The organism is Citrobacter sp. U14242, from assembly GCF_046555775.1.
GTDB lineage: Bacteria > Pseudomonadota > Gammaproteobacteria > Enterobacterales > Enterobacteriaceae > Citrobacter.
Map to the genome: position 1 here is coordinate 308,155 of NZ_JBKGLW010000001.1, position 22,621 is coordinate 330,775.

Sequence of the window (22,621 nt, forward strand, 5' to 3'; positions counted from 1 at the left end):
CAATGGAGTTCGCTTTTTATATCTGTGGCCTGATAGCCATTCTCGCAACCTTGCGGGTGATCACCCACACCAATCCGGTACACGCACTGCTGTACCTGATTATTTCGCTGCTGGCGATTTCTGGGGTGTTCTTCTCGTTAGGCGCTTACTTCGCGGGTGCGCTGGAAATTATCGTCTACGCGGGTGCCATCATGGTGCTGTTCGTGTTCGTGGTGATGATGCTCAACCTCGGTGGTTCTGAAATCGAACAGGAACGTCAGTGGCTGAAGCCGCAGGTGTGGATTGGTCCGGCGATTTTGTCGGCCATCATGCTGGTGGTCATTGTGTATGCCATCCTGGGTGTTAACGATCAGGGCATCGACGGTACACCGATCAGCGCGAAAGCTGTCGGCATTTCCCTGTTTGGACCTTATGTTCTGGCGGTTGAACTGGCTTCGATGCTGTTGTTGGCGGGTCTGGTTGTGGCCTTCCACGTCGGTCGCGAAGAGCGTTCAGGTGAAGTGCTGAGCAACCGCACGGATGACCGCGCGAAAAGAAAAACGGAGGAGCACGCATGATCCCCTTACAACATGGACTGATCCTCGCGGCTGTCTTATTCGTACTGGGTTTAACGGGTCTGGTTATCCGCCGCAATCTGCTGTTTATGCTGATCGGGCTGGAAATCATGATTAACGCCTCTGCGCTGGCCTTCGTGGTCGCCGGAAGCTACTGGGGCCAGACCGATGGTCAGGTGATGTACATTCTTGCCATCAGCCTCGCGGCTGCTGAAGCGAGCATTGGACTTGCGCTGTTGCTGCAACTCCATCGCCGTCGCCAGAACCTGAACATCGATTCAGTAAGTGAGATGCGTGGATGAACATGCTTGCCTTAACCATTATTCTGCCATTTATTGGCTTTGTATTGCTGGCGTTCTCTCGCGGTCGTTGGTCAGAAAATCTGTCCGCGACCGTGGGCGTCGGGTCGATTGGCCTGGCGGCACTGGTAACCGCGTTTGTTGGCGTTGACTTCTTTGCTAATGGCCAGCAGGCCTACAGCCAGCCACTGTGGACGTGGATGTCCGTCGGTGATTTCAACATCGGTTTCAACCTGGTGCTGGACGGCTTGTCGCTGACCATGCTTTCCGTGGTAACCGGCGTCGGTTTCCTGATCCACATGTTCGCCTCCTGGTATATGCGCGGTGAAGAGGGATACTCTCGTTTCTTCGCCTACACCAACCTGTTTATCGCCAGCATGGTGGTTCTGGTGCTGGCGGATAACCTGCTGCTGATGTATCTCGGCTGGGAAGGCGTGGGCCTGTGCTCCTATCTGCTGATCGGTTTCTATTATACCGATCCGAAGAATGGCGCAGCGGCAATGAAAGCCTTCGTGGTAACCCGTGTCGGTGACGTATTCCTCGCCTTCGCACTGTTTATCCTCTACAACGAGCTGGGTACGCTGAATTTCCGCGAAATGGTGGAACTGGCGCCTGCGCACTTTGCAGACGGTAACAATATGCTGATGTGGGCAACCCTGATGCTGCTGGGCGGTGCGGTGGGTAAATCTGCGCAGCTGCCGTTGCAGACCTGGCTTGCAGACGCGATGGCGGGCCCGACACCTGTCTCTGCGCTGATCCACGCCGCGACGATGGTTACCGCCGGTGTCTACCTGATTGCACGCACCCACGGTCTGTTCCTGATGACCCCGGAAATTCTGCATCTGGTAGGGATTATTGGTGCTATCACGCTGGTGCTGGCGGGTTTTGCCGCACTGGTACAGACCGACATCAAACGCGTTCTCGCGTATTCCACCATGAGCCAGATTGGCTACATGTTCCTGGCGCTTGGCGTACAGGCATGGGATGCGGCGATTTTCCACCTGATGACGCACGCCTTCTTTAAAGCGCTGCTGTTCCTGGCATCCGGCTCGGTTATCCTTGCCTGCCACCACGAACAGAATATCTTCAAGATGGGCGGCCTGCGTAAGTCTATTCCGCTGGTGTATCTCTGCTTCCTGATTGGTGGCGCGGCGTTGTCGGCTCTGCCGCTGATTACCGCAGGCTTCTTCAGTAAGGATGAGATCCTGGCCGGTGCGATGGCGAACGGTCATATCAATCTGATGGTTGCAGGTCTGGTCGGTGCGTTCATGACCTCTTTGTACACCTTCCGTATGATTTTCATCGTGTTCCACGGTAAAGAACAAATTCACGCTCACGCAGGGAAGGGGATTACCCATCATCTGCCGCTGATTGTGCTGATGATTCTGTCCACCTTTGTTGGTGCGCTGATTGTGCCGCCGCTGCAGGGTGTGTTGCCTGCAACGACTGAGCTTGAGCATGGTCGTGTTATGACGCTGGAAATTACCTCCGGTATCGTCGCGATTGCGGGCATCCTGATCGCAGCATGGCTGTGGTTGGGTAAACGTACGTTGGTGACGTCGATTGCCAACAGTGCGCCGGGCCGCCTGCTGGGTACCTGGTGGTATAACGCCTGGGGCTTTGACTGGCTGTACGACAAAGTGTTCGTTAAGCCGTTCCTCGGCATCGCCTGGCTGCTGAAACGCGATCCGCTGAACGCAATGATGAACATCCCGGCTATCCTTTCCCGCTTTGCAGGTAAAGGTCTGCTGTTAAGCGAGAACGGCTATCTGCGCTGGTATGTGGCATCAATGAGCATCGGCGCTGTCGTTGTGCTGGCACTGTTGATGGTACTGCGTTGAGTTTGAGGGTTGGTATTGTGCCCGACACAACAAACCCAAAGAGAATTATTAAAATTCGTTGAAAATCAGGTCCAAAAGGACAGGCGTTATCGGCGAAGTCAGAGTGGACACCGCCTGCGCACAGCAACCGGAGCGTACTGAAGTACGTGAGGGTTGCGAGCACAGCCGGGGTTCTCTATGACGAGTGAGATAGCCTGAACGGGACTTAAACAAGGAACAAAGATCACCATGTTATTACCTTGGTTGATATTAATCCCTTTCATCGGTGGCTTCCTGTGCTGGCAGACCGAACGCTTTGGCGTGAAGGTGCCGCGCTGGATAGCGCTGATTACCATGGGACTGACGCTGGCGCTTGGTCTGCAACTGTGGTTGCAGGGCGGCTATTCACTGACGCAATCCGCTGGCATTCCGCAGTGGCAGTCTGAGTTTATCCTGCCGTGGATCCCGCGTTTCGGCATCTCTATTCACTTAGCCATCGACGGTTTATCGCTGCTGATGGTGGTGCTGACCGGTCTGCTCGGTGTTCTGGCGGTACTGTGCTCCTGGAATGAAATCGAAAAATACCAGGGCTTCTTCCACCTGAACCTGATGTGGATCCTCGGCGGCGTGATCGGCGTGTTCCTTGCCATCGACATGTTCCTGTTCTTCTTCTTCTGGGAAATGATGCTGGTGCCGATGTACTTCCTGATCGCGCTGTGGGGGCATAAAGCCTCTGACGGTAAAACGCGTATCACGGCGGCAACCAAGTTCTTCATTTACACCCAGGCGAGTGGTCTGGTGATGTTGATCGCCATCCTGGCGCTGGTGTTTGTGCACTACAAAGCCACTGGCGTCTGGACTTTCAACTACGAAGAACTGCTGAATACCCCGATGTCCCACGGTGTGGAATATCTGCTGATGCTGGGCTTCTTCATCGCCTTCGCGGTGAAAATGCCGGTGGTTCCGCTGCACGGCTGGTTGCCGGACGCGCACTCCCAGGCACCGACCGCAGGTTCCGTTGACCTGGCGGGGATCTTGCTGAAAACCGCAGCCTACGGTCTGCTGCGCTTCTCTTTGCCGCTGTTCCCGAACGCGTCGGCGGAGTTCGCACCTATCGCGATGTGGCTCGGCGTTATCGGTATCTTCTACGGTGCGTGGATGGCCTTTAATCAGTACGATATCAAACGTCTGATTGCCTACACCTCGGTATCGCACATGGGCTTCGTACTGATTGCTATCTACACGGGCAGCCAGCTGGCGTACCAGGGTGCGGTGATCCAGATGATCGCTCACGGTCTGTCCGCAGCCGGTCTGTTCATTCTGTGTGGACAGTTATACGAGCGTCTGCATACGCGTGATATGCGTATGATGGGCGGCCTGTGGGGCAAAATGAAATGGTTGCCTGCACTGTCCATGTTCTTCGCCGTTTGTACGCTGGGTATGCCTGGTACAGGTAACTTTGTTGGCGAATTCATGATTCTGTTCGGCAGCTACCAGGTGGTTCCGGTCATTACGGTGATCTCAACCTTTGGTCTGGTGTTTGCTTCTGTATACTCGCTGGCGATGCTGCATCGCGCTTACTTTGGTAAGGCGAAAAGCCAGATTGCCAGTGTTGAACTGCCAGGGATGTCGCTGCGTGAGCTGTTTATCATCCTGTTGCTGGTCGTGCTTCTGGTACTGCTTGGCTTCTATCCGCAGCCGATTCTGGATACCTCGCATTCTGCGATGAGCAACATCCAGCAGTGGTTTGTTAATTCCGTTACTACTACAAGGCCGTAAATCGCCATGACAATAACTCCACAACACCTGATTGCGCTGCTACCGCTGCTGATCGTCGGCTTGACGGTGGTGGTTGTGATGCTCTCCATTGCGTGGCGACGCAATCACTTCCTCAATGCCACGCTGTCGGTCATTGGTCTTAACGCCGCGCTGGTTTCGCTCTGGTTTGTTGGCCAGGCGGGCGCCATGGACGTCACCCCGCTGATGCGGGTCGACGGTTTCGCCATGCTCTATACCGGGCTGGTACTGCTGGCGAGTCTTGCTACCTGTACCTTTGCTTACCCATGGCTGGAAGGCTACGACGACAACCGGGAAGAGTTCTACCTGCTGGTGCTGATTGCCGCACTGGGCGGTATTCTGCTGGCTAACGCTAACCATCTGGCGGCGCTGTTCCTCGGTATCGAACTGATCTCTTTGCCGCTGTTTGGCCTGGTCGGTTATGCCTTCCGTCAGAAGCGTTCACTGGAAGCCAGTATCAAATACACCATCCTGTCTGCCGCAGCGTCTTCATTCCTGCTGTTTGGTATGGCGCTGGTGTATGCACAGTCCGGCAACCTGTCGTTCGTTGCACTTGGTAAGAGCCTCGGCGACGGTATGCTGCATGAGCCGCTGCTGTTGGCTGGCTTCGGTCTGATGATCGTGGGCCTCGGCTTCAAACTTTCACTGGTGCCGTTCCACCTGTGGACGCCAGACGTATATCAGGGCGCTCCGGCCCCGGTTTCCACCTTCCTGGCGACGGCGAGCAAAATCGCTATCTTCGGCGTGGTGATGCGTCTGTTCCTGTACGCGCCGGTTGGCGACAGCGAAGCGGTACGTATTGTGCTCGGTGTGATTGCCTTCGCGTCCATCATCTTCGGTAACCTGATGGCGCTGAGCCAGACCAACATTAAGCGTCTGCTCGGTTACTCCTCTATCTCTCACCTCGGCTACCTGCTGGTGGCGCTGATTGCGCTGCAAAGCGGCGAGATGTCGATGGAAGCGGTAGGCGTGTATCTGGCCGGTTATCTGTTCAGCAGCCTTGGTGCGTTCGGTGTGGTCAGCCTGATGTCCAGCCCGTATCGTGGTCCGGATGCTGATTCACTGTTCTCCTACCGTGGTCTGTTCTGGCATCGCCCGATCCTTGCGGCTGTGATGACGGTGATGATGCTGTCTCTGGCAGGTATCCCGATGACGCTGGGCTTTATCGGTAAGTTCTACGTACTGGCGGTCGGTGTACAGGCTAACCTGTGGTGGCTGGTTGCCGCGGTGGTGGTCGGTTCCGCGATTGGTTTGTACTACTACCTGCGCGTTGCTGTGAGCCTGTACCTGAGTGCTCCGCAGCAACTGAACCGCGATGCACCGTCTAACTGGCAGTACAGCGCGGGCGGTATCGTGGTGCTGATCTCTGCCCTGCTGGTTCTGATCCTCGGTGTCTATCCGCAACCGCTGATCAGCATCGTGCAGCTGGCGGCGCCGCTGATGTAAGCGACACGCTGAAACGAAAAAACCCGCCTCGGCGGGTTTTTTTATGGGGGCAAAGCTATCAGGCGGAAAGCTGGCGACTTACCAGCGGTCCGCTGACATCTTTCGCCGCACGATCCATCACTTCCTGAATGACTGAAGAAAGCTCATTGACTTCGAATTTAGCCACGTAGCCATCTGCTTTCACTCGGCGAACGTGATCTTCGTTGGCGCTACCGGAAAGTGAAGAGTGGATAACAACCGGGATCTTCTTCAGACGCTCGTCGGTTTTTATCTTACGGGTAAGCGTAAAACCGTCCATCTCCGGCATTTCCAGATCGGTCAGCACCAGGGCGATTTTCTCACTGATTGGCTTACCTTCCGCTTGTGCCTCTTCGGAGAGTTGCTGAATTTTGTCCCAGGCATCTTTGCCCGTGACATGCATCAGATGCGGAATTTCCATCGCGTTCAGTCCTTTCTCCAGCATCGCCCTGGCAACTTTGGAGTCTTCCGCAACAATGGCCACCGCACCCGGCGTGATATTGAATTTGCTGGTTTTCAGGTCGGTTGCACGTAAATCGTGGTTGGACGGCACAATGTCATACAGGATCTGTTCGACATCAAGCACCAGCGCCAAATTGTTGGTTTCTTTGTCGTCGTCCAGACAAGCAATACTGGTGATGTAGCGACCATTGACGGCTTTCTCAGCAGTGTGCACCTGCTGCCAGTCGAGGCGCATAATGTTCTCGACTGACTCCACCGCAAACGCCTGTACGCTGCGGGCGTACTCTGTGATCAACAGGATATTAAGCCCGGTTTCAGGTTTACACCCGGCGACAGCAGGCAGGTCGATCACCGGGATCACCTGGTCCCGGATATTCACCATGCCTAACAGCGGAGCCTTCATGCCGGCAGGGCGGGTAAATGTTGGCATCGGAACGATTTCACGGAGTTTGAAAACGTTGATGCCAAACAGCTCTGATTTCTGCTCTTCAACCGACTTGCCGAGGCGAAACAGCAGCAGCTCAAAGCGGTTAGACAGGGTTAGATTGGTCCTGTCATCAATATCTTTCTGGAAATTGTTCATCCTGTCCTCAGTGTGAAAGCCAGCCTTTCCACTGTTATCGGCACTGAGGCGGAAAAATAAAGCGTTAAACGGTGAAAATGGCGAAATCGTGAGCCAGTTCCGTTGCCGGGAACAGTGCTCTGCACTCTTCAAGTAACCGCTGGCAGCCTTTTGCATCGTAGCGTGAGCTGACGTGGGTCATGATGAGTCTGCCCACACCGGCGTCCCGTGCCAGCTGTGCGGCCTGACGGGTAGAACTGTGCCCCCGGCTGTTGGCCTTTTCTTCCATAGAGGCGTCCAGCGTGGTTTCATGCACCATCACGTCCACCCCTTTTGCCAGTTCAATAGCGCTTGCACAGGGGCCGGTATCACCAAAAATGGCGACGGACTTTCCCTTAATTGCCGGGGCGAGAAAATCGGCCCCGTTAATTGTGCGCCCGTCTTCCAGTACGATCGTTTTTCCCGCTTTGAGATCCTGAAAACAAGGGCCTGGTTTAACGCCCGCCGCTTTGAGCGCGTTGGCATCAAGTGCGCCGGGTTTGTCGTGCTCTTCAACACGAAAACCGTAGCACTCCAGCGGATGTTCCAGTCGAAACGCGGTCACTTTACGCAGGCCATCGTCGAGAATCTCCCCGGCGGTGATTTCTACAATATCCAGCGGGTAATCGGTCCAGGAGCCGCTTAGTCGCAGGGCTGTCTCGGTAAATTCCCGTAATCCTTTCGGACCGTAAAGCGTCAGCGGCTGGACGTTCCCCGCCATTGAACGGCTGCACAGCAGCCCTGGCAAACCAAAAAGGTGATCGCCATGCAGATGACTGATAAAAATACGATCAAGTTTGCCCGGGTTGAACGGGGTGCTAAGCATTTGATGCTGCGTCCCTTCGCCGCAATCAAAAAGCCACAAACCTGCCTGAGTCGGGTGTTGCAGATTCAGTAATATTGCCGTTACATTGCGAGAGCGTGTGGGAACTCCCGCAGACGTACCTAAAAATAGTAGTTCCATCTTTACGTTACACTTTTCGCCATCAATGAGGCAGGGTGTTCAGGTTATCACAACAAAGGGGCAGACAATGATCCACTGGCAAGATCTCCATCATGCAAAGCTGAGTGTTCAGGAGCTGTATGCCATTCTTCAGCTTCGCTGCGCGGTATTTGTTGTTGAGCAACAATGTCCGTATCAGGACGTGGATGGCGACGACTTAGTCGGGGAGAACCGTCACATACTGGGATGGAACAATGATGAACTGGTGGCGTATGCGAGGATTCTGAAAAGTGACGATGATCTGGAGCCAGTTGTAATTGGCCGGGTGATTGTACGCGAAGCGCTACGCGGTGAAAAATTGGGGCAGCAGTTAATGACGCAAACGCTGGCATCCTGTACACAGCATTGGCCGCATAAGGCGTTATACCTGGGGGCTCAGGCGCATTTGCAATCGTTCTATGCGAGATTTGGTTTCGTTCCAGTCACGGAGATCTATGACGAAGATGGTATTCCACACATCGGTATGGCGCGTGAGGGGCATCAAGCGTAAACAGCCCCAGTCGTCTATAGTTAGCGGGTACGTCAATAGAAAGGGGGAATATAATGTCTTTTCATTCTTACGAATCACGTATTGATGACGATTTGGAATTGTTGAGCGAAACGCTGGAAGAAGTGCTGCGTTCTTCCGGCGATCCTGCAGACCAGAAATACCTTGAGTTGAAAGCGCGGGCTGAGCAGGCGTTAGAAGATGTGAGAAACCGCGTTAGTCACGCCTCTGACAGTTACTATTATCGTGCAAAGCAGGCTGTTTGCCGGGCAGATGACTATGTACACGAAAAACCCTGGCGTGGGATCGGCGTGGGGGCGACAGTCGGTTTAGTGATGGGATTATTGCTGGCACGGCGATAAATATAGCGCTGTCATCGCACTCCCTATACGGGGGTACTGCTTTTTCTACCCAGTACCCCGTATAATGAGAGGTTTTTAACAGGGAGAGGTCCGCGTGCATTCAATCACTACTGCGCTGGAAAGTCTGATGCGCATTTTGTCGCAAGAGATACCGGCAGCACCTGGCATCCGTATTTATGACATCCCTTTCCCTCTGAATGACGCTTTTGACGCTTTAGGATGGCTGGCCAGCCAGCCCGTCTGGCCGCAGTTTTACTGGCAGCAACGTAACGGCGATGAAGAAGCTGCTGTGCTGGGCGCAGTTGCGACATTCTCCTCACTGGAATCCGCCCAACGGTTTTTACGCCAACATGATAATTACCCCGAACTGCGCGTCTGGGGCCTGAATGCGTTTGAGCCGCAGCGCGGTAATTTATTGCTGCCTCGCCTGGAATGGCGGCGCTGTGCCGGGGTTGCAACCTTACGACTACACCTGTATAGCGACGTGTCGTTGCGTGAAGATGCCGCGCAGGCCGCTGCGTTTATTTCAACACTTGCGCAGGTAAAACCGCTTCCCTCATTGCGTCTGATTTTGACGGGAGAGCAGCACTGGCCGGATAAAGACGGTTGGATTCGCCTTATTGAGCTTGCCACGCAGACCATTGCTGAGGAAGAACTCGACAAAGTGGTGCTGGCGCGTGCGACCGATTTACAGTTCTCTCAGCCGGTGAACGCGGCGGCGGTTATGGCCTCCAGTCGTCGTTTAAATCTCAACTGTTACCACTTCTATATGGCGTTTTCCGCCGAATCTGCGTTTCTTGGCTCTTCTCCTGAACGTCTGTACAGGCGACGTGACACGGCACTGCGCACTGAAGCGTTGGCCGGAACAGTCGCCAATCATCCTGACGATCATCGCGCCTGGCAGCTTGGTGAATGGCTGATGAAGGACGATAAAAACCAGCGTGAGAACATGTTGGTGGTGGAAGATATTTGCCAACGGCTGCAGAACTGTACGCAAACCCTCGATGTCTTGCCTCCGCAGGTACTCAGACTGCGAAAAGTACAGCATCTTCGCCGCTGTATCTGGACTGCACTTAATCAGGCGGATGATACGCTCTGTCTGGTACAGCTACAGCCTACTGCAGCCGTAGCGGGTATTCCGCGCGAGCTGGCGCGTGAATTTATCCAACATAATGAACCCTTTGAACGCGAGTGGTATGCCGGTTCCGCGGGTTATCTTTCACTGCGTCAGAGCGAGTTTTGCGTGTCATTACGTTCAGCGAAAATTAGCGCAAACGTAGTGCGCCTGTATGCCGGGGCGGGGATCGTGCGCGGTTCAGATCCTGAGCAAGAATGGCAAGAAATAGATAATAAAGCGGCAGGGTTACGTACTTTATTACAGATGGAAGGATAATGATTTCGTGTATATTCCCGACTCATATCAAAAATCCATTTATTCGATTCTTTATACTGTGTCGCAATATTGATACCGGACAATCTCATGTCAGTAAGCGCATTTAACCGACGCTGGGCGGCGGTCATTCTGGAAGCACTCACTCGCCACGGCGTCAGGCATGTTTGCATTGCCCCTGGCTCTCGTTCGACGCCGTTGACGTTAGCGGCAGCGGAAAATCCCGCTTTTATCCATCATACCCATTTTGACGAGCGCGGACTGGGACATCTCGCCTTAGGCCTGGCGAAAGTCAGCAGGCAACCTGTTGCCGTTATTGTCACCTCTGGTACGGCGGTAGCGAATTTGTATCCGGCGCTGATTGAAGCCGGGCTGACCGGTGAAAAACTGATTTTACTCACAGCTGACAGACCGCCTGAGCTTATTGACTGTGGCGCTAACCAGGCGATTCGTCAGGCTGGCATGTTTGCGTCGCATCCGTCGCAAACACTCTCTTTACCACGCCCGACGCAGGACATTCCGGCAAGCTGGCTGGTGTCTACTATCGATAACGCCTTAGCGGCGCTGCATAGCGGGGCAGTTCATATAAACTGTCCGTTTGCAGAACCCTTATATGGCGAGATGGACGAAACGGGTCTGGCCTGGCAGCAGCGTCTTGGTGACTGGTGGCAGGATGATAAACCCTGGTTGCGCGAAGCGCGTCGACTGGAAAGTGATAAACAGCGCGACTGGTTTTTCTGGCGGCAAAAACGTGGTGTGGTACTTGCCGGGCGTATGAGCGCCGAAGAGGGCAAGAAAGTTGCGCTCTGGGCGCAGACGTTAGGTTGGCCACTCATTGGTGATGTGCTGTCGCAAACCGGACAGCCGCTGCCCTGCGCCGATCTGTGGCTGGGGAACGCGAAAGCGGTAGCTGAATTAGAGCAGGCGCAGATTGTGGTGCAGCTCGGCAGTAGTCTGACCGGTAAACGACTGCTGCAATGGCAGGCCAATTGCGATCCCCAGGAATTCTGGATTGTCGACAATATCGAAGGACGTCTGGATCCTGCTCATCATCGTGGACGTCGGCTGGTAGCAAAAGTGGGCGACTGGCTGGAGCTGCATCCGGCAGAGAAACGCCAGCCCTGGTGTGTGGCGATCCCGCGGCTGGCGCAACAGGCATGGCAGGCGGTAGAAGCCCGCCGTGACACGTTTGGCGAAGCACAGCTGGCGCACCGTATTCGCGAGTATCTGCCAGAACAGGGACAGTTGTTCGTAGGGAACAGCCTGGTTGTACGGCTGATTGACGCGCTGTCTCAGCTTCCGGCAGGTTTCCCGGTATACAGCAATCGCGGTGCGAGCGGTATTGATGGTCTGCTATCAACGGCGGCTGGCGTACAGCGTGCCAGTGCGAAATCAACGCTGGCTATTGTTGGCGATTTATCGGCACTGTATGACCTGAATGCGCTGGCCTTATTGCGCCAGGTTTCCGCGCCGTTTGTCCTGATTGTGGTGAATAATAACGGCGGACAGATTTTCTCCCTGCTGCCAACCCCGCAAAGCGAACGTGAACGGTTCTACCTGATGCCGCAGAACGTCCATTTTGAGCATGCCGCGGCGATGTTTGATCTCAAATATCACCGCCCGGAGAACTGGGCGCAACTGGAGGACGCACTGACGAACGCCTGGCGTACACCGGTGGCAACGGTGATTGAGCTGGTCGTGAATGAAACTGACGGGGCGCAAACCCTGCAGCAACTGCTGGCGCAGGTAAGTCATCTATGATCCTGCACGCGCAGGCAAACACGGGTCAGGTGGATTTCCCCTGGCTGGTTTTCCTGCACGGATTTTCCGGTGATCGCCGGGAATGGCAGGCGGTCGGTGAAGCATTCCCGGACTATTCGCGGTTGTATATCGACCTGCCTGGCCACGGCGGTTCTGCTGATATCAGCGTGAACGGATTCGATGACGTCAGCGATTTGTTACGTAATACGCTGCTTAGTTACAACATACTTAACTACTGGCTGGTGGGATATTCGCTTGGCGGCAGAGTCGCAATGATGGCGGCCTGTCAGGGGATGCCGGGACTCTGCGGTCTGGTTGTTGAAGGTGGGCACCCGGGCTTACAACACGAAGATGAGCGCGTTCAGCGTCGTCTTTCAGATGGACGTTGGGCCGCACGTTTTCGCCGTGAGCCGTTGCACGATGTATTTAATGACTGGTACCAGCAACCGGTTTTCGCTTCGCTGGATATGACCGAAAGAGAGGCGCTGGTCGCTTTACGCTGCCAGAATAAGGGTGAAACGTTGGCGGCAATGCTGGAAGCCACCTCGCTGGCCGTACAACCTGATTTACGTGTGCAACTGAAAACGCGCACATTTCCGTTTTATTATTTATGTGGTGAACGTGACGATAAATTCCGCGCTCTGGCGGCGGAACTATCCGTACCGAACCATGTGATTCGTAATGCCGGACACAACGCGCATCGGGAGAATCCCGCTGGCGTGGTGCACTGTCTGGCTCAGATTCTGCGTCGCTGACTATAGGACATTTTATGATCTATCCTGATGAAACAATGCTTTACGCACCGGTAGAATGGCTCGACTGCTCTGAAGGCTACACCGACATTCGCTATGAGAAATCCACCGACGGTATCGCAAAAATCACCATTAATCGTCCGCAGGTACGCAATGCTTTCCGTCCTGTCACCGTCAAAGAGATGATTCAGGCGCTGGCGGATGCTCGCTATGATGACAATATTGGCGTGATTATTCTGACCGGTGCGGGCGATAAAGCGTTCTGCGCGGGTGGCGATCAAAAAGTACGTGGCGATTACGGCGGATACCAGGATGATTCCGGAGTGCATCATCTGAACGTTCTGGACTTCCAGCGCCAAATCCGCACTTGTCCGAAACCGGTTGTCGCGATGGTAGCCGGGTATTCCATCGGTGGTGGTCATGTGCTGCACATGATGTGTGATCTGACTATTGCGGCTGAAAATGCCATCTTTGGTCAGACTGGCCCGAAAGTCGGTTCCTTCGACGGCGGGTGGGGCGCGTCCTACATGGCACGCATCGTAGGTCAGAAAAAAGCACGTGAAATCTGGTTCCTGTGCCGTCAATACGATGCAAAACAGGCGCTGGATATGGGCCTGGTCAATACCGTGGTTCCGCTGGTCGATCTGGAAAAAGAGACTGTGCGCTGGTGTCGTGAAATGCTGCAAAACAGCCCGATGGCGCTGCGTTGCCTGAAAGCTGCACTGAATGCCGATTGCGATGGTCAGGCGGGTCTGCAGGAGCTGGCCGGTAACGCGACCATGCTGTTCTACATGACGGAAGAAGGTCAGGAAGGCCGTAACGCCTTTAACCAGAAACGCCAGCCTGACTTCAGCAAATTCAAACGGAATCCGTAATGCGTAGCGCGCAGGTATACCGTTGGCAGATCCCCATGGACGCGGGGGTGATTTTGCGTGACAGGCGGTTAAAAACGCGTGACGGGCTGTACGTTTGTCTTCGTGACGGCGAACGCGAAGGGTGGGGAGAGATCTCGCCACTTCCGGGCTTCAGCCAGGAAACCTGGGAAGAGGCGCAAACTGCGCTGCTGGCCTGGGTTAACGGTTGGCTACAGGGGGATTCATCCTTACCAACGCTGCCTGCCGTCGCATTTGGTGTTAGCTGTGCGCTGGCCGAGATTGAAGGTACGTTGCCTGAGGCGGCGGACTATCGTGCTGCGCCGTTGTGTACAGGTGATCCTGACGATCTGGTGCTGCAACTGGCAGACATGCCTGGCGAGAAAGTTGCGAAGGTAAAAGTCGGTCTGTATGAGGCTGTTCGCGACGGTATGGTCGTTAACCTGTTGCTGGAGGCGATCCCGGAACTGCACCTGCGGCTTGATGCCAATCGTGCCTGGACGCCGCTGAAAGCCCAGCAGTTTGCGAAATATGTCAATCCTGAGTATCGCGGGCGCATTGCCTTCCTCGAAGAGCCGTGTAAAACCCGTGATGATTCCCGCGCGTTCTCGCGTGAAACAGGGATTGCCATTGCCTGGGATGAAAGTCTGCGTGAAGCCGATTTCACCTTTATGGCCGAAGAGGGCGTGAAGGCTGTCGTCATCAAGCCTACGCTGACGGGTAGCCTCGACAAGGTTCGTGAGCAGGTTGAAGCCGCACACGCGCTCGGTCTCACCGCCGTAATCAGCTCCTCTATCGAGTCGAGCCTGGGCTTAACCCAGCTGGCGCGCATTGCCGCCTGGTTGACGCCACAGACTATCCCTGGTCTGGATACGCTCAGTCTGATGCAGTGCCAGCAGGTACGCGCGTGGCCAGGCAGTACGTTGCCGTGCATTGAGATAGATGCGCTGGAACGATTGCTATGACCCAGTGGGAAATGCCCGATGGCGTAAGCGCATCGGGCCTGGAGCGGTTGTCCGATGCTCCTGATTTTACTGACTGGCCGTGGCGTCACTGGCGACAGGCTCGTGCGGACGCGCCAGCCTTACGCCTCAATGATGAGGTGTTAAGCTGGGGCGATCTCTGTGCACGAGTCGATTGCCTGGCAAGCGGCTTTGCGGCTCAAGGTGTGGAAGAGGGTGATGGCATATTACTCCGCGCCTGGAATCACCCCCGTCCGCTGCTGGCCTGGCTGGCATTGTTGCAGTGCGGGGCACGAATTTTACCTGTGAACCCGCAGTTGCCACAGTCGTTGCTGGATGCGTTAATCCCGGATCTGACGCTGCGTTTTGTGCTGGATCTGGAAGGAGAAAGTCCACTCCCGGGACTGACACCGCTGCGGATGCTGGAACAGTCTGGCGAGCATGCTGCCGTCTGGTTGCCCCAGCGCTTGAGCACAATGACGTTAACCTCCGGCTCAACCGGACTGCCTAAAGCGGCGGTACATACTTGTCAGGCGCATTTGGCGAGTGCGCAGGGAGTGCTGTCACTGATGCCATTTGGCGAAGACGATGACTGGCTGCTCTCGCTACCGTTATTTCACGTTTCCGGTCAGGGGATTATGTGGCGCTGGCTGTTTGCGGGCGCGCGTATGACCGTGCGCGATAAGCAACCGTTAGAGCAGATGCTGACGGGTTGTACCCATGCTTCGCTGGTTCCCACGCAGCTGTGGCGTTTGCTGGTTAACAACACCCCGGTTACGCTGAAAGCGGTACTGCTGGGGGGGGCGGCAATTCCGGTTGAGTTGACTGAGCAGGCGCGCGAGCAGGGGATTCGCTGCTGGTGCGGCTATGGGTTGACGGAGTTTGCCTCCACGGTTTGTGCGAAAGAAGCCGATGGTAAGGCGGATGTCGGCTCTGCACTACCAGGCAGAGAAGTCAGGATTGTTGATGATGAAGTCTGGTTGCGTGCCGCCAGCATGGCGCAAGGGTACTGGCGCAACGGACAGCTTTATCCGCTGGTTAATGCGCAAGGCTGGTTTGCCACCCGCGATCGTGGCACCGTGCAGGAGGGCAAGCTAACCATTGTCGGGCGGATGGACAACCTGTTTTTTAGTGGCGGGGAAGGGATCCAACCGGAAGAGGTAGAGCGCGTTATTGTATCGCATCCCCATGTTCTGCAAGCTTTTATTGTTCCAATAGAAGATGAAGAATTTGGCCACCGCCCCGTTGCGGTTGTGGAGTACGATGCCGAAGCCGGAAGTATTGATCTGGCAGAATGGGTGAAAGATAAGCTGGCACGTTTCCAGCAACCCATTCGTTGGCTCAATTTACCCGCAGAATTGAAAAGCGGTGGTATTAAGATTTCTCGCCGGGCGCTGCTGGAGTGGGTCCGTACCTGCGGTAAAGCTTAAGAAAGCATTAAATTTATCTCGCATAATTGCCACTCCCTGGCCATTGTCCTTTGGTTTATCTGCTAAAGTGTAACCTGGTGTGAAAATCATTAGCAAAAGGTGCGCTATGGAATGGCATGTGAAGAAGTCTTGTTTTAACCAAAAAGCAGGGAGGCTCTATATTGTACTTTCTGATACCGGTGGTTCGTTGAAAATGCTGGCTGAAGCGCAAGCCTGCGAGCGTGTAAAAGCCGGCGATCTCCTGTCACCGCTAAAAGATGCCCAGTATTGTATTAACCGTGACACATCGCGAGTGATTAAAATCATTGATGCCAGACAGTATCTCTGTGAAGAATGGGAGCGTCTGCGACAGCTGTCTGACGATAAATGATCTCAGGGCGTGTGCTGGCGGACAGGTAAGAATATGGTCATTAATCCCGCCATAATACACAGCACACCCACCAGGGCTTTTACTGAGAAGGTTCCTTGCCAGCCAGGTAAAATCATTGATGCGATCCACACCAGTACATAGCTGAGGCTGAGCAAGGCATAGGCTTTGCTCAGCGCGAGCTGATGCAGGGCTTTATGCCAGCACATCACTGACAGTAAATAACCTACCAGCCCGCCATATAAGGCGAATGCGCTGCCGCTGGTTGAAAAAACGGCGGAGATAAACGCCAGCGGTTGCAGCATGGGCGGCAGATTATCCATCGCGTAACCCAGACTAAGCTGAGCAACCGACGTAATAATCACGCTACACAGCCCCCAAAAGATGCCCATTACACCGCGCTCCCAAGAATAAAGATGCCGGTGATGAGTAGCCCAACCCCCAACCAGTGACGCGTTGTGACAGGTTCGCGCCAGATTTTCCATGCCGCCAGCGTGACCCATACAAAGTTCAGGCTTAGCATTGGGTAGGCGATACCGACGGGAATATTCTGCAATACTGCCAGCCAGAGCAGCATGGCCAGTCCCAGACAGGCCAGCGCCAGACCAATCCACTGTGCGATATAGCGTGTTCGCGCGTGGGCGGGTACCGGGCGGGTGGCCTGCTTCTGGCACAATTGCCCACAGACGCTGAGCAGGCTGGCAAGGACTAAGATTAGCCAGATCATTTAGGCCTGTACTGAATCAAGACCAGGCGCCCCTGATTGTCGATATAGTCAGCGGGGGGAATGGCAAGCTGATTAATATCCTCATCCTTCGAAATTGACAGCACGAGCGTAATGATCCCTTCCTGGCGATGTTGCGCCAACCAGCTGGCAAAGTCATCCCGGCTGACGAAGCGTCCCTGGGCATCTGGATAATTAAGGCCGTATTTTAACTCACCTGTTTGCCCGTACATGTTGATGTCATCGCGTTTCAGGCTCCAGGCCAGTCCTGCGGCAACGCCAACACTGTCGGTGAAAATATAACGGCTCGACTCCAGCGACTCTTTTGTCATCTCGACAAAAAACTGTGGTTGTTTGGATTCCATTACCCGGTCAGGTACAGAGAAGCCGAACAACAGCGCCAGCCCCAGCGGACACAGCGCTGCTAATCTCCAGTTTTTTTCACTGTTGTTAAGCGTATACCAGCCAAATAGTGTCCAGGTGATAAAGATACCCCATGAGCAAAACACTTTATACGTTTCGATATGCGACCAGACCGGTGTCTTCAACGGTCCGAGCGTGGACACGATAAATGTGGCGATAATACCAGTAACACCGAACAGAATGTTGATCCAACCGTTGACGCGCAGGGCTGCAGAACCTTTTTCAGCAGCCTGCAAGCCAAACCGTGCGGTAAGGATTGCCAGCGGTGCGAAGCAGGAAAGAATATAGGTTGGCAACTTCCCTTTGGCGATACTGAAAAACAGGATCGGCATAATAATCCAGCTCAGCAGGTATAAGGCGCTACGTGGTACATCCCGCTCACGCCAGCCGGTACGCAATGCACCCGGTAGTAGCCCGAGCCAGGGTAAGGCACCCGCCACGAAAATCGGTATGTAGTACCAGAATGGTGCGTTATGTTGGGCATCATCCTGCGCAAAACGCTGAATATGCTCAACCCAGAAAAAGTAGTGCCAGAAGTCTGGTTCGCGTTGTGCAATCGCCAGTCCCCACGGCAGGACAATGGCAATACAGCTGATAATCGACAACAGACCGTAAATAAAGATCTCTTTCCAGCGCTTTTGCACGAAAACCCATGGCAGCACGCTGAGGACGGGGACAGCGAGCGCGAGAAAGCCTTTGGTCATCACGCCCATGCCACAGGTGAATCCTAACAGCAAAAAGGCGACAATTTTACGTGTTCTGGTGGTGGCCTGCATTCCCTCCCAAAAACAGCACATACCCGCCATTAGCCACAGTGCGATAATGGGATCAAGTACCGCATAGGTTCCAATACTGTAAACAGAGAAAAACGTTAGAAAGATAACGGCAGAGAGTATGGCCGTACGTTTATCACGCCATAGCCGCATTGCCAGCCAGGCGACCAGGAGTGCAGTCAGTAGGGTTGCAAAAATAGCCCCCGCCCTGACGCCAAAGTTGTTTGCGCCAAACAACCATTGTCCGATGCTGTTTAACCAGTATCCCGCGATGGGTTTTTCAAAATAGCGTAGCCCTAAAAAATGTGGGACGATCCAGTCGCCAGACGTCAGCATTTCCCGGCTGATTTCAGCATAGCGCGTTTCGTCGGGCTGCCAGAGCAGGCGGCTATTGATGGGTAAAATAAAATACAGTGCAATAAATGCGACAAATGCCAGGGCGTAACGTGCGGATTTCATGGTGTCACACTCGCGGGTTGCTGGCAGCCGAGCCATCCCTCTCTGCCGGGTATTTTGCCACGAACGATCTGGCCCGTTGGTAGTGTACTGATATCGTCTGGTAACAGTTCGCCCAGTGGACAAAACGTAATCCCGGCGTCGGCGGCACGAATGAGCAGGTCGTCAAATTTTTGCTGAAAAGCAATGCCTTCCACCTCTGCGTGAATCGTGTAGACCGGGGTGCCTTTGTCCCTCTGAATGCGGGAGAGAATATAGTCGTTGAAGTCCGCTGCCTGCACCTCCTGACCAACCACCTCATCCCATGTCGGTAGTGTGACCGGAATTTGTGGCGTACCCATTTCTCCTGTTTCAAGTACAGGACGGAATAACGATATTCCCCTGCAATCGCTGTTATAGCGCAGATGGAATGTTTCTTTCGCATCGACGACGCGCGAGTCGGCACGCCAGCCAGCTACGGCAGAACAGGTGACGGGTTGGCCGATGATCGTTTCGAGCGCATTAATGCCCCGCGAAATATCATCAATCAACTGTTTATCGTTCCAGCCGCCACTTCGAGATTGCCAGGCATGATGATCCCAGGCGTGTAAGCCAGTTTCGTGATACCGGGCTGCTTGCGAAATGATGGTCGCATTGGCCAGGCCAATTTCTTTTCCAGGCCAGGCGGTGCCGGCCAGTAAAATATCCCACCCGTAGAGTGAGGCTGCATTTGAGCGCAGCATCTTCCACAAAAATTGCGGCTTCACCAGACGCCAGAGATGGCGCCCCATGTTGTCGGGCCCGACGCTAAAAAAGAAACTTGCCCGAACGTTATGCCGGTTCAATGTCTCCAGCAGGCGGGGCACGCCTTCGCGTGTCCCCCTGAATGTATCGACATCTATTCGCAAGCCCACTTTGGTCATGATGTGTGTTCCGTGATATCCACACTGCGTAAGAAGAAGTCCAGCGTCTCTTCAACCGTTTTTTGCATATCGATTGCTGGTTCCCAGTTCAGGCAACGTTTGGCGTTACGAATACTGGGTTTGCGGTGCTCAACGTCCTGGTAGCCTTTGCCATAGTAGCTGCTACTCTCAACGTCACGGAAACCAGCAAACGGTGGGAAGTGTTGGCGCAATGGATGTTTTTCGAAGCAGGAAAGGAGCATTTCAGCCAGTTCCTGAATACTTGCTTCATTATCCGGATTACCGATATTGATGATCTCGCCGTCACAGCGCCCGCCGTCGTTTTCAATGATGCGGAACAGGGCTTCGATACCGTCACGAATGTCGGTAAAGCAGCGCTTCTGCTTGCCGCCTTCAATCAGCTTGATGGGGGAGCCTTCCACCAGATTCAGGATCAGTTGGGTAATGGCGCGTGAGCTGCCGATACGTGCGGCGTTCAGGCTGTCCAGACGCGGTCCCATCCAGTTAAACGGACGGAATAAGGTGAAACGTAGCCCTTCTTTTTCACCGTATGCCCAAATGACGCGATCCAACAGTTGTTTCGAAACCGAGTAGATCCAGCGCGGTTTATTAACCGGGCCGACGATCAGGTTGGAGCTGTCTTCATCGAAGTCTTTATCGGTACACATACCATAGACTTCAGATGTTGACGGGAAAATGATGCGTTTGCGGTACTTGACACAGTAGCGAATAATTTTCAGGTTTTCTTCAAAATCGAGTTCGAAGACGCGCAGCGGGTTGCGGGTATATTCAATCGGTGTGGCAATGGCGACCAGTGGCAGCACGACGTCGCATTTTTTCACATGATATTCAATCCATTCGGAGTGAATGCTGATATCACCCTCCACAAAATGGAATCGTGGGTGTTGCAGAAAACGCTCAATCGCATCGCTGCCAATATCAAGTCCGTAGATTTCGTAGTTATCTTCGCGTAGCAAGCGTTCGGTCAGGTGGTTGCCAATGAAACCGTTAACGCCAAGGATCAAAACGCGGGTGCGACGTTTGCTGGCGGAAACGGACTGGCTGTTGAGGCGGGAACCTGCAACCAGACCCAAAACTTGTGCCAGCTGTGAGCCCTGCATAGTAATGCCATCACCCGCTTGCCCGGTAATGATTTCGAGTGCGCCATCGGCACACGCAATCAGCAATGGCGATACGGAGATAACCGTTCCCGGCAGAGCCGCAGATGTATTTGTACTTTGGCGTGATGACCAGATGGTGAATTTTTGCGTACCGGCATAGCTGAATGCACCGGGCCATGGATCGGACACGGCGCGAACCATGTTATGCAGTTGTGCGCAGGGTTTGTTCCAGTCGAGGAAACTGTCTTCCGGCGTGCGGCGACCAAAACAGGTGGCGTCGGCTTCCTGTTGTGGGTATTCCTGAAAATCACCGGCTTTGATGGCTGGCAGCGCCTGCGCCAGTACCTCGCGGGCAGACTGGCATAATTTATGGTGCAGGGTTAACGCCACGTCATCGGGGGAAATGGTAATGCGTTGTTGGGCGACGATGGCACCGGCATCTGCGCGCTTGACCATGCGGTGAAGCGTCACACCTGTTTCGGTTTCACCATTGACTAATACCCAGTTCAGCGGTGCACGGCCACGATATTTGGGCAGTAATGAGCCGTGCAGATTAAAGGCACCCGCAGGCGCAAGACGCAGGATCTCATCGCTGAGTAAATGGCGATAGTAGAATGAGAAGATCACATCGGGGGCGAGCTGGCCGATCCGCTCGATCCACAACGGATGATTGACCTCGTCCGGAGCATACACTGGAATTCCTGCGCTGGCAGCGAGGCGGGAAACTGAGCCAAAAAACGCTTTTTCACCTGGGTTATCGGCGTGCGTAAAAATAGCAGCGATGTCATAACCCGCATCCAACAGGGCCTGAACCCCCTGACATCCCATATCGTGATAGGCAAATACGACGGCTTTCATGCGCGGTTTTCCTCAGTTGACTGCGTGGTTTGTGGACGGATAACGTGTTGAACAAAATAGCGAGGGCGTGCGCGGACATCGTTATAAATGCGACCGATATATTCGCCGAGTAATCCCATGCCAATGAATTGCGCGCCGATAAAGGTAAACAGCACGGCAAACAGCATAAACACACCTTCTGCCGCCCACTGCGGGCCGAGCGTCAGGCGAAGAACAACAAGCAGGACCGACAGGGTAAAGCCTGTGGCGGCAATGATGCTGCCCAGCAGGCTCAACATACGCAATGGCGTGGTGGTCAGACAGGTTACCAGGTCATACATCAGGTTTATCAGACGCATGAAACTGTACTTAGAGTCGCCAAATTCACGCTCAGCATGGTGTACCGGGATTTCCGTGGCGCGACGGGCAAAGATGTTAGCCAGGATAGGAATAAAGGTGCTGCGCTCCTGGCAATGCAACATGGCATCGACGATGTGACGGCGATAGGCGCGCAGCATGCAGCCATAATCACCCATTGCTTTACCGGTTGTGCGCTGAATCAGATGATTGATCATCCGTGAGGCGGTCTTACGAAAGCGGCTGTCCTGGCGGTTCTGACGCACCGTTCCGACGACATCGAAGCCTTCTTTTGCCGTGGCAACCAGTCGCGGGATCTCCTCTGGCGGGTTTTGTAAATCAGCATCCAACGTGATGATCAGGTCGCCAGTGACGTGGCTGAAACCGGCCATAATCGCCGAGTGTTGCCCATAGTTTCGATTCAACAGAATAGAGACAATATGGCTGTTCGCTGCCTGGGAGGCGTCCATCATCAGTTGAGCCGAATTGTCACTGCTACCGTCATCAATGAGCAGAATTTCATATTCAGTATCCAGTTTTTCGCAGGCGGCGCTGGTGCGCCTGATTAATTCTGGCAGGCTTTCCTGTTCGTTAAAAACGGGAATAACCACCGAGACTTTACTAATCGGTGTGGCTTCAAACATG

The 22,621-nt window shown here is 54.3% G+C and carries 22 protein-coding genes; 14 read left to right on the top strand and 8 right to left on the bottom strand.

The genetic code is table 11. The features are described from left to right. The first annotated feature begins 2 nt into the window (after positions 1–2). The 5 genes from nuoJ to nuoN all read left to right on the top strand — a co-directional run bounded on the left by nuoJ (position 3) and on the right by nuoN (position 5,916). The gene (nuoJ, locus tag ACLJXE_RS01445; RefSeq protein WP_003028059.1) at positions 3–557 is read left to right on the top strand and encodes an NADH-quinone oxidoreductase subunit J; all 555 of its coding nucleotides are present in this window, start codon (positions 3–5) and stop codon (positions 555–557) included. Then, a complete protein-coding gene (gene nuoK / locus ACLJXE_RS01450) occupies positions 554–856 on the top strand; it encodes an NADH-quinone oxidoreductase subunit NuoK (RefSeq protein ID WP_006683663.1) in 303 nt (100 codons plus the stop codon). The genes nuoJ and nuoK overlap by 4 nt, the downstream gene beginning before the upstream one ends. After that, a complete protein-coding gene (gene nuoL / locus ACLJXE_RS01455; RefSeq protein WP_410749894.1) occupies positions 853–2,694 on the top strand; it encodes an NADH-quinone oxidoreductase subunit L in 1,842 nt (613 codons plus the stop codon). Before nuoK ends, nuoL begins: the two co-directional genes overlap by 4 nt. A gap of 228 nt (positions 2,695–2,922) precedes the next feature. Next, positions 2,923–4,452 carry an NADH-quinone oxidoreductase subunit M gene (nuoM, locus tag ACLJXE_RS01460; protein WP_005129465.1) on the top strand — a complete coding sequence of 510 codons (1,530 nt, stop codon included), beginning with the start codon at positions 2,923–2,925 and terminating at the stop codon, positions 4,450–4,452. A gap of 6 nt (positions 4,453–4,458) precedes the next feature. Continuing rightward, complete coding sequence (gene nuoN, locus ACLJXE_RS01465; RefSeq protein WP_286629045.1) at positions 4,459–5,916, top strand: NADH-quinone oxidoreductase subunit NuoN; 1,458 nt, start codon at positions 4,459–4,461, stop codon at positions 5,914–5,916. Between the two features lie 58 nt (positions 5,917–5,974). Here nuoN and ACLJXE_RS01470 read toward each other — a convergent pair whose 3' ends face one another. Then, positions 5,975–6,979 (bottom strand): chemotaxis protein, encoded by a 1,005-nt coding sequence (locus tag ACLJXE_RS01470; RefSeq protein ID WP_286629046.1) that lies wholly within the window; start codon positions 6,977–6,979, stop codon positions 5,975–5,977. A gap of 64 nt (positions 6,980–7,043) precedes the next feature. Further along, positions 7,044–7,961 (bottom strand): ribonuclease BN, encoded by a 918-nt coding sequence (gene rbn, locus ACLJXE_RS01475; RefSeq protein WP_410749895.1) that lies wholly within the window; start codon positions 7,959–7,961, stop codon positions 7,044–7,046. A gap of 67 nt (positions 7,962–8,028) precedes the next feature. On the opposite strand from rbn, the gene ACLJXE_RS01480 reads away from it, so the two are divergent. From ACLJXE_RS01480 to pmrD, 9 genes are all read left to right on the top strand, one after another. After that, positions 8,029–8,490 carry a GNAT family N-acetyltransferase gene (locus ACLJXE_RS01480; RefSeq protein WP_410749896.1) on the top strand — a complete coding sequence of 154 codons (462 nt, stop codon included), beginning with the start codon at positions 8,029–8,031 and terminating at the stop codon, positions 8,488–8,490. Positions 8,491–8,543: 53 nt separating this feature from the next. Beyond that, complete coding sequence (gene elaB, locus ACLJXE_RS01485) at positions 8,544–8,849, top strand: stress response protein ElaB (protein ID WP_286629049.1); 306 nt, start codon at positions 8,544–8,546, stop codon at positions 8,847–8,849. Between the two features lie 94 nt (positions 8,850–8,943). Continuing rightward, on the top strand, positions 8,944–10,242 hold the full coding sequence (gene menF / locus ACLJXE_RS01490) for an isochorismate synthase MenF (RefSeq protein WP_410749897.1): 1,299 nt from the start codon (positions 8,944–8,946) through the stop codon (positions 10,240–10,242). 87 nt (positions 10,243–10,329) lie between these two features. Further along, a complete protein-coding gene (gene menD, locus ACLJXE_RS01495) occupies positions 10,330–12,000 on the top strand; it encodes a 2-succinyl-5-enolpyruvyl-6-hydroxy-3-cyclohexene-1-carboxylic-acid synthase (RefSeq protein ID WP_410749898.1) in 1,671 nt (556 codons plus the stop codon). After that, a complete protein-coding gene (gene menH, locus ACLJXE_RS01500) occupies positions 11,997–12,755 on the top strand; it encodes a 2-succinyl-6-hydroxy-2,4-cyclohexadiene-1-carboxylate synthase (RefSeq protein WP_410749899.1) in 759 nt (252 codons plus the stop codon). Before menD ends, menH begins: the two co-directional genes overlap by 4 nt. 14 nt (positions 12,756–12,769) lie before the next feature. Next, positions 12,770–13,627, top strand: a complete 858-nt coding sequence (gene menB / locus ACLJXE_RS01505) for a 1,4-dihydroxy-2-naphthoyl-CoA synthase (RefSeq protein WP_137384147.1) — start codon at positions 12,770–12,772, stop codon at positions 13,625–13,627. Continuing rightward, a complete protein-coding gene (gene menC, locus ACLJXE_RS01510; RefSeq protein WP_410749900.1) occupies positions 13,627–14,589 on the top strand; it encodes an o-succinylbenzoate synthase in 963 nt (320 codons plus the stop codon). The genes menB and menC overlap by 1 nt, the downstream gene beginning before the upstream one ends. An 11-nt stretch (positions 14,590–14,600) precedes the next feature. Continuing rightward, a complete protein-coding gene (gene menE / locus ACLJXE_RS01515; protein ID WP_410750020.1) occupies positions 14,601–16,016 on the top strand; it encodes an o-succinylbenzoate--CoA ligase in 1,416 nt (471 codons plus the stop codon). Between the two features lie 106 nt (positions 16,017–16,122). Next, positions 16,123–16,386 (top strand): signal transduction protein PmrD, encoded by a 264-nt coding sequence (gene pmrD, locus ACLJXE_RS01520; protein ID WP_286629060.1) that lies wholly within the window; start codon positions 16,123–16,125, stop codon positions 16,384–16,386. A 2-nt stretch (positions 16,387–16,388) separates the two neighbouring features. Here the strand turns inward: pmrD and arnF are convergent, their stop codons facing one another. The 6 genes from arnF to arnC are packed head-to-tail and all read right to left on the bottom strand — an operon-like array spanning position 16,389 to position 22,620. Beyond that, positions 16,389–16,775 (bottom strand): 4-amino-4-deoxy-L-arabinose-phosphoundecaprenol flippase subunit ArnF, encoded by a 387-nt coding sequence (gene arnF, locus ACLJXE_RS01525; protein ID WP_410749901.1) that lies wholly within the window; start codon positions 16,773–16,775, stop codon positions 16,389–16,391. Continuing rightward, the gene (arnE, locus tag ACLJXE_RS01530; RefSeq protein ID WP_410749902.1) at positions 16,775–17,110 is read right to left on the bottom strand and encodes a 4-amino-4-deoxy-L-arabinose-phosphoundecaprenol flippase subunit ArnE; all 336 of its coding nucleotides are present in this window, start codon (positions 17,108–17,110) and stop codon (positions 16,775–16,777) included. The genes arnF and arnE overlap by 1 nt, the downstream gene beginning before the upstream one ends. Further along, a complete protein-coding gene (gene arnT, locus ACLJXE_RS01535) occupies positions 17,107–18,762 on the bottom strand; it encodes a lipid IV(A) 4-amino-4-deoxy-L-arabinosyltransferase (protein ID WP_410750021.1) in 1,656 nt (551 codons plus the stop codon). Before arnT ends, arnE begins: the two co-directional genes overlap by 4 nt. Beyond that, entirely contained in the window at positions 18,759–19,661 is a 903-nt protein-coding gene (arnD, locus tag ACLJXE_RS01540) for a 4-deoxy-4-formamido-L-arabinose-phosphoundecaprenol deformylase (RefSeq protein WP_410749903.1), read from the bottom strand. Before arnD ends, arnT begins: the two co-directional genes overlap by 4 nt. Next, positions 19,658–21,640 (bottom strand): bifunctional UDP-4-amino-4-deoxy-L-arabinose formyltransferase/UDP-glucuronic acid oxidase ArnA, encoded by a 1,983-nt coding sequence (arnA, locus tag ACLJXE_RS01545; protein WP_410749904.1) that lies wholly within the window; start codon positions 21,638–21,640, stop codon positions 19,658–19,660. Before arnA ends, arnD begins: the two co-directional genes overlap by 4 nt. Continuing rightward, complete coding sequence (gene arnC / locus ACLJXE_RS01550) at positions 21,637–22,620, bottom strand: undecaprenyl-phosphate 4-deoxy-4-formamido-L-arabinose transferase (protein ID WP_410749905.1); 984 nt, start codon at positions 22,618–22,620, stop codon at positions 21,637–21,639. Before arnC ends, arnA begins: the two co-directional genes overlap by 4 nt. Between the last annotated feature and the right edge of the window lies 1 nt (position 22,621).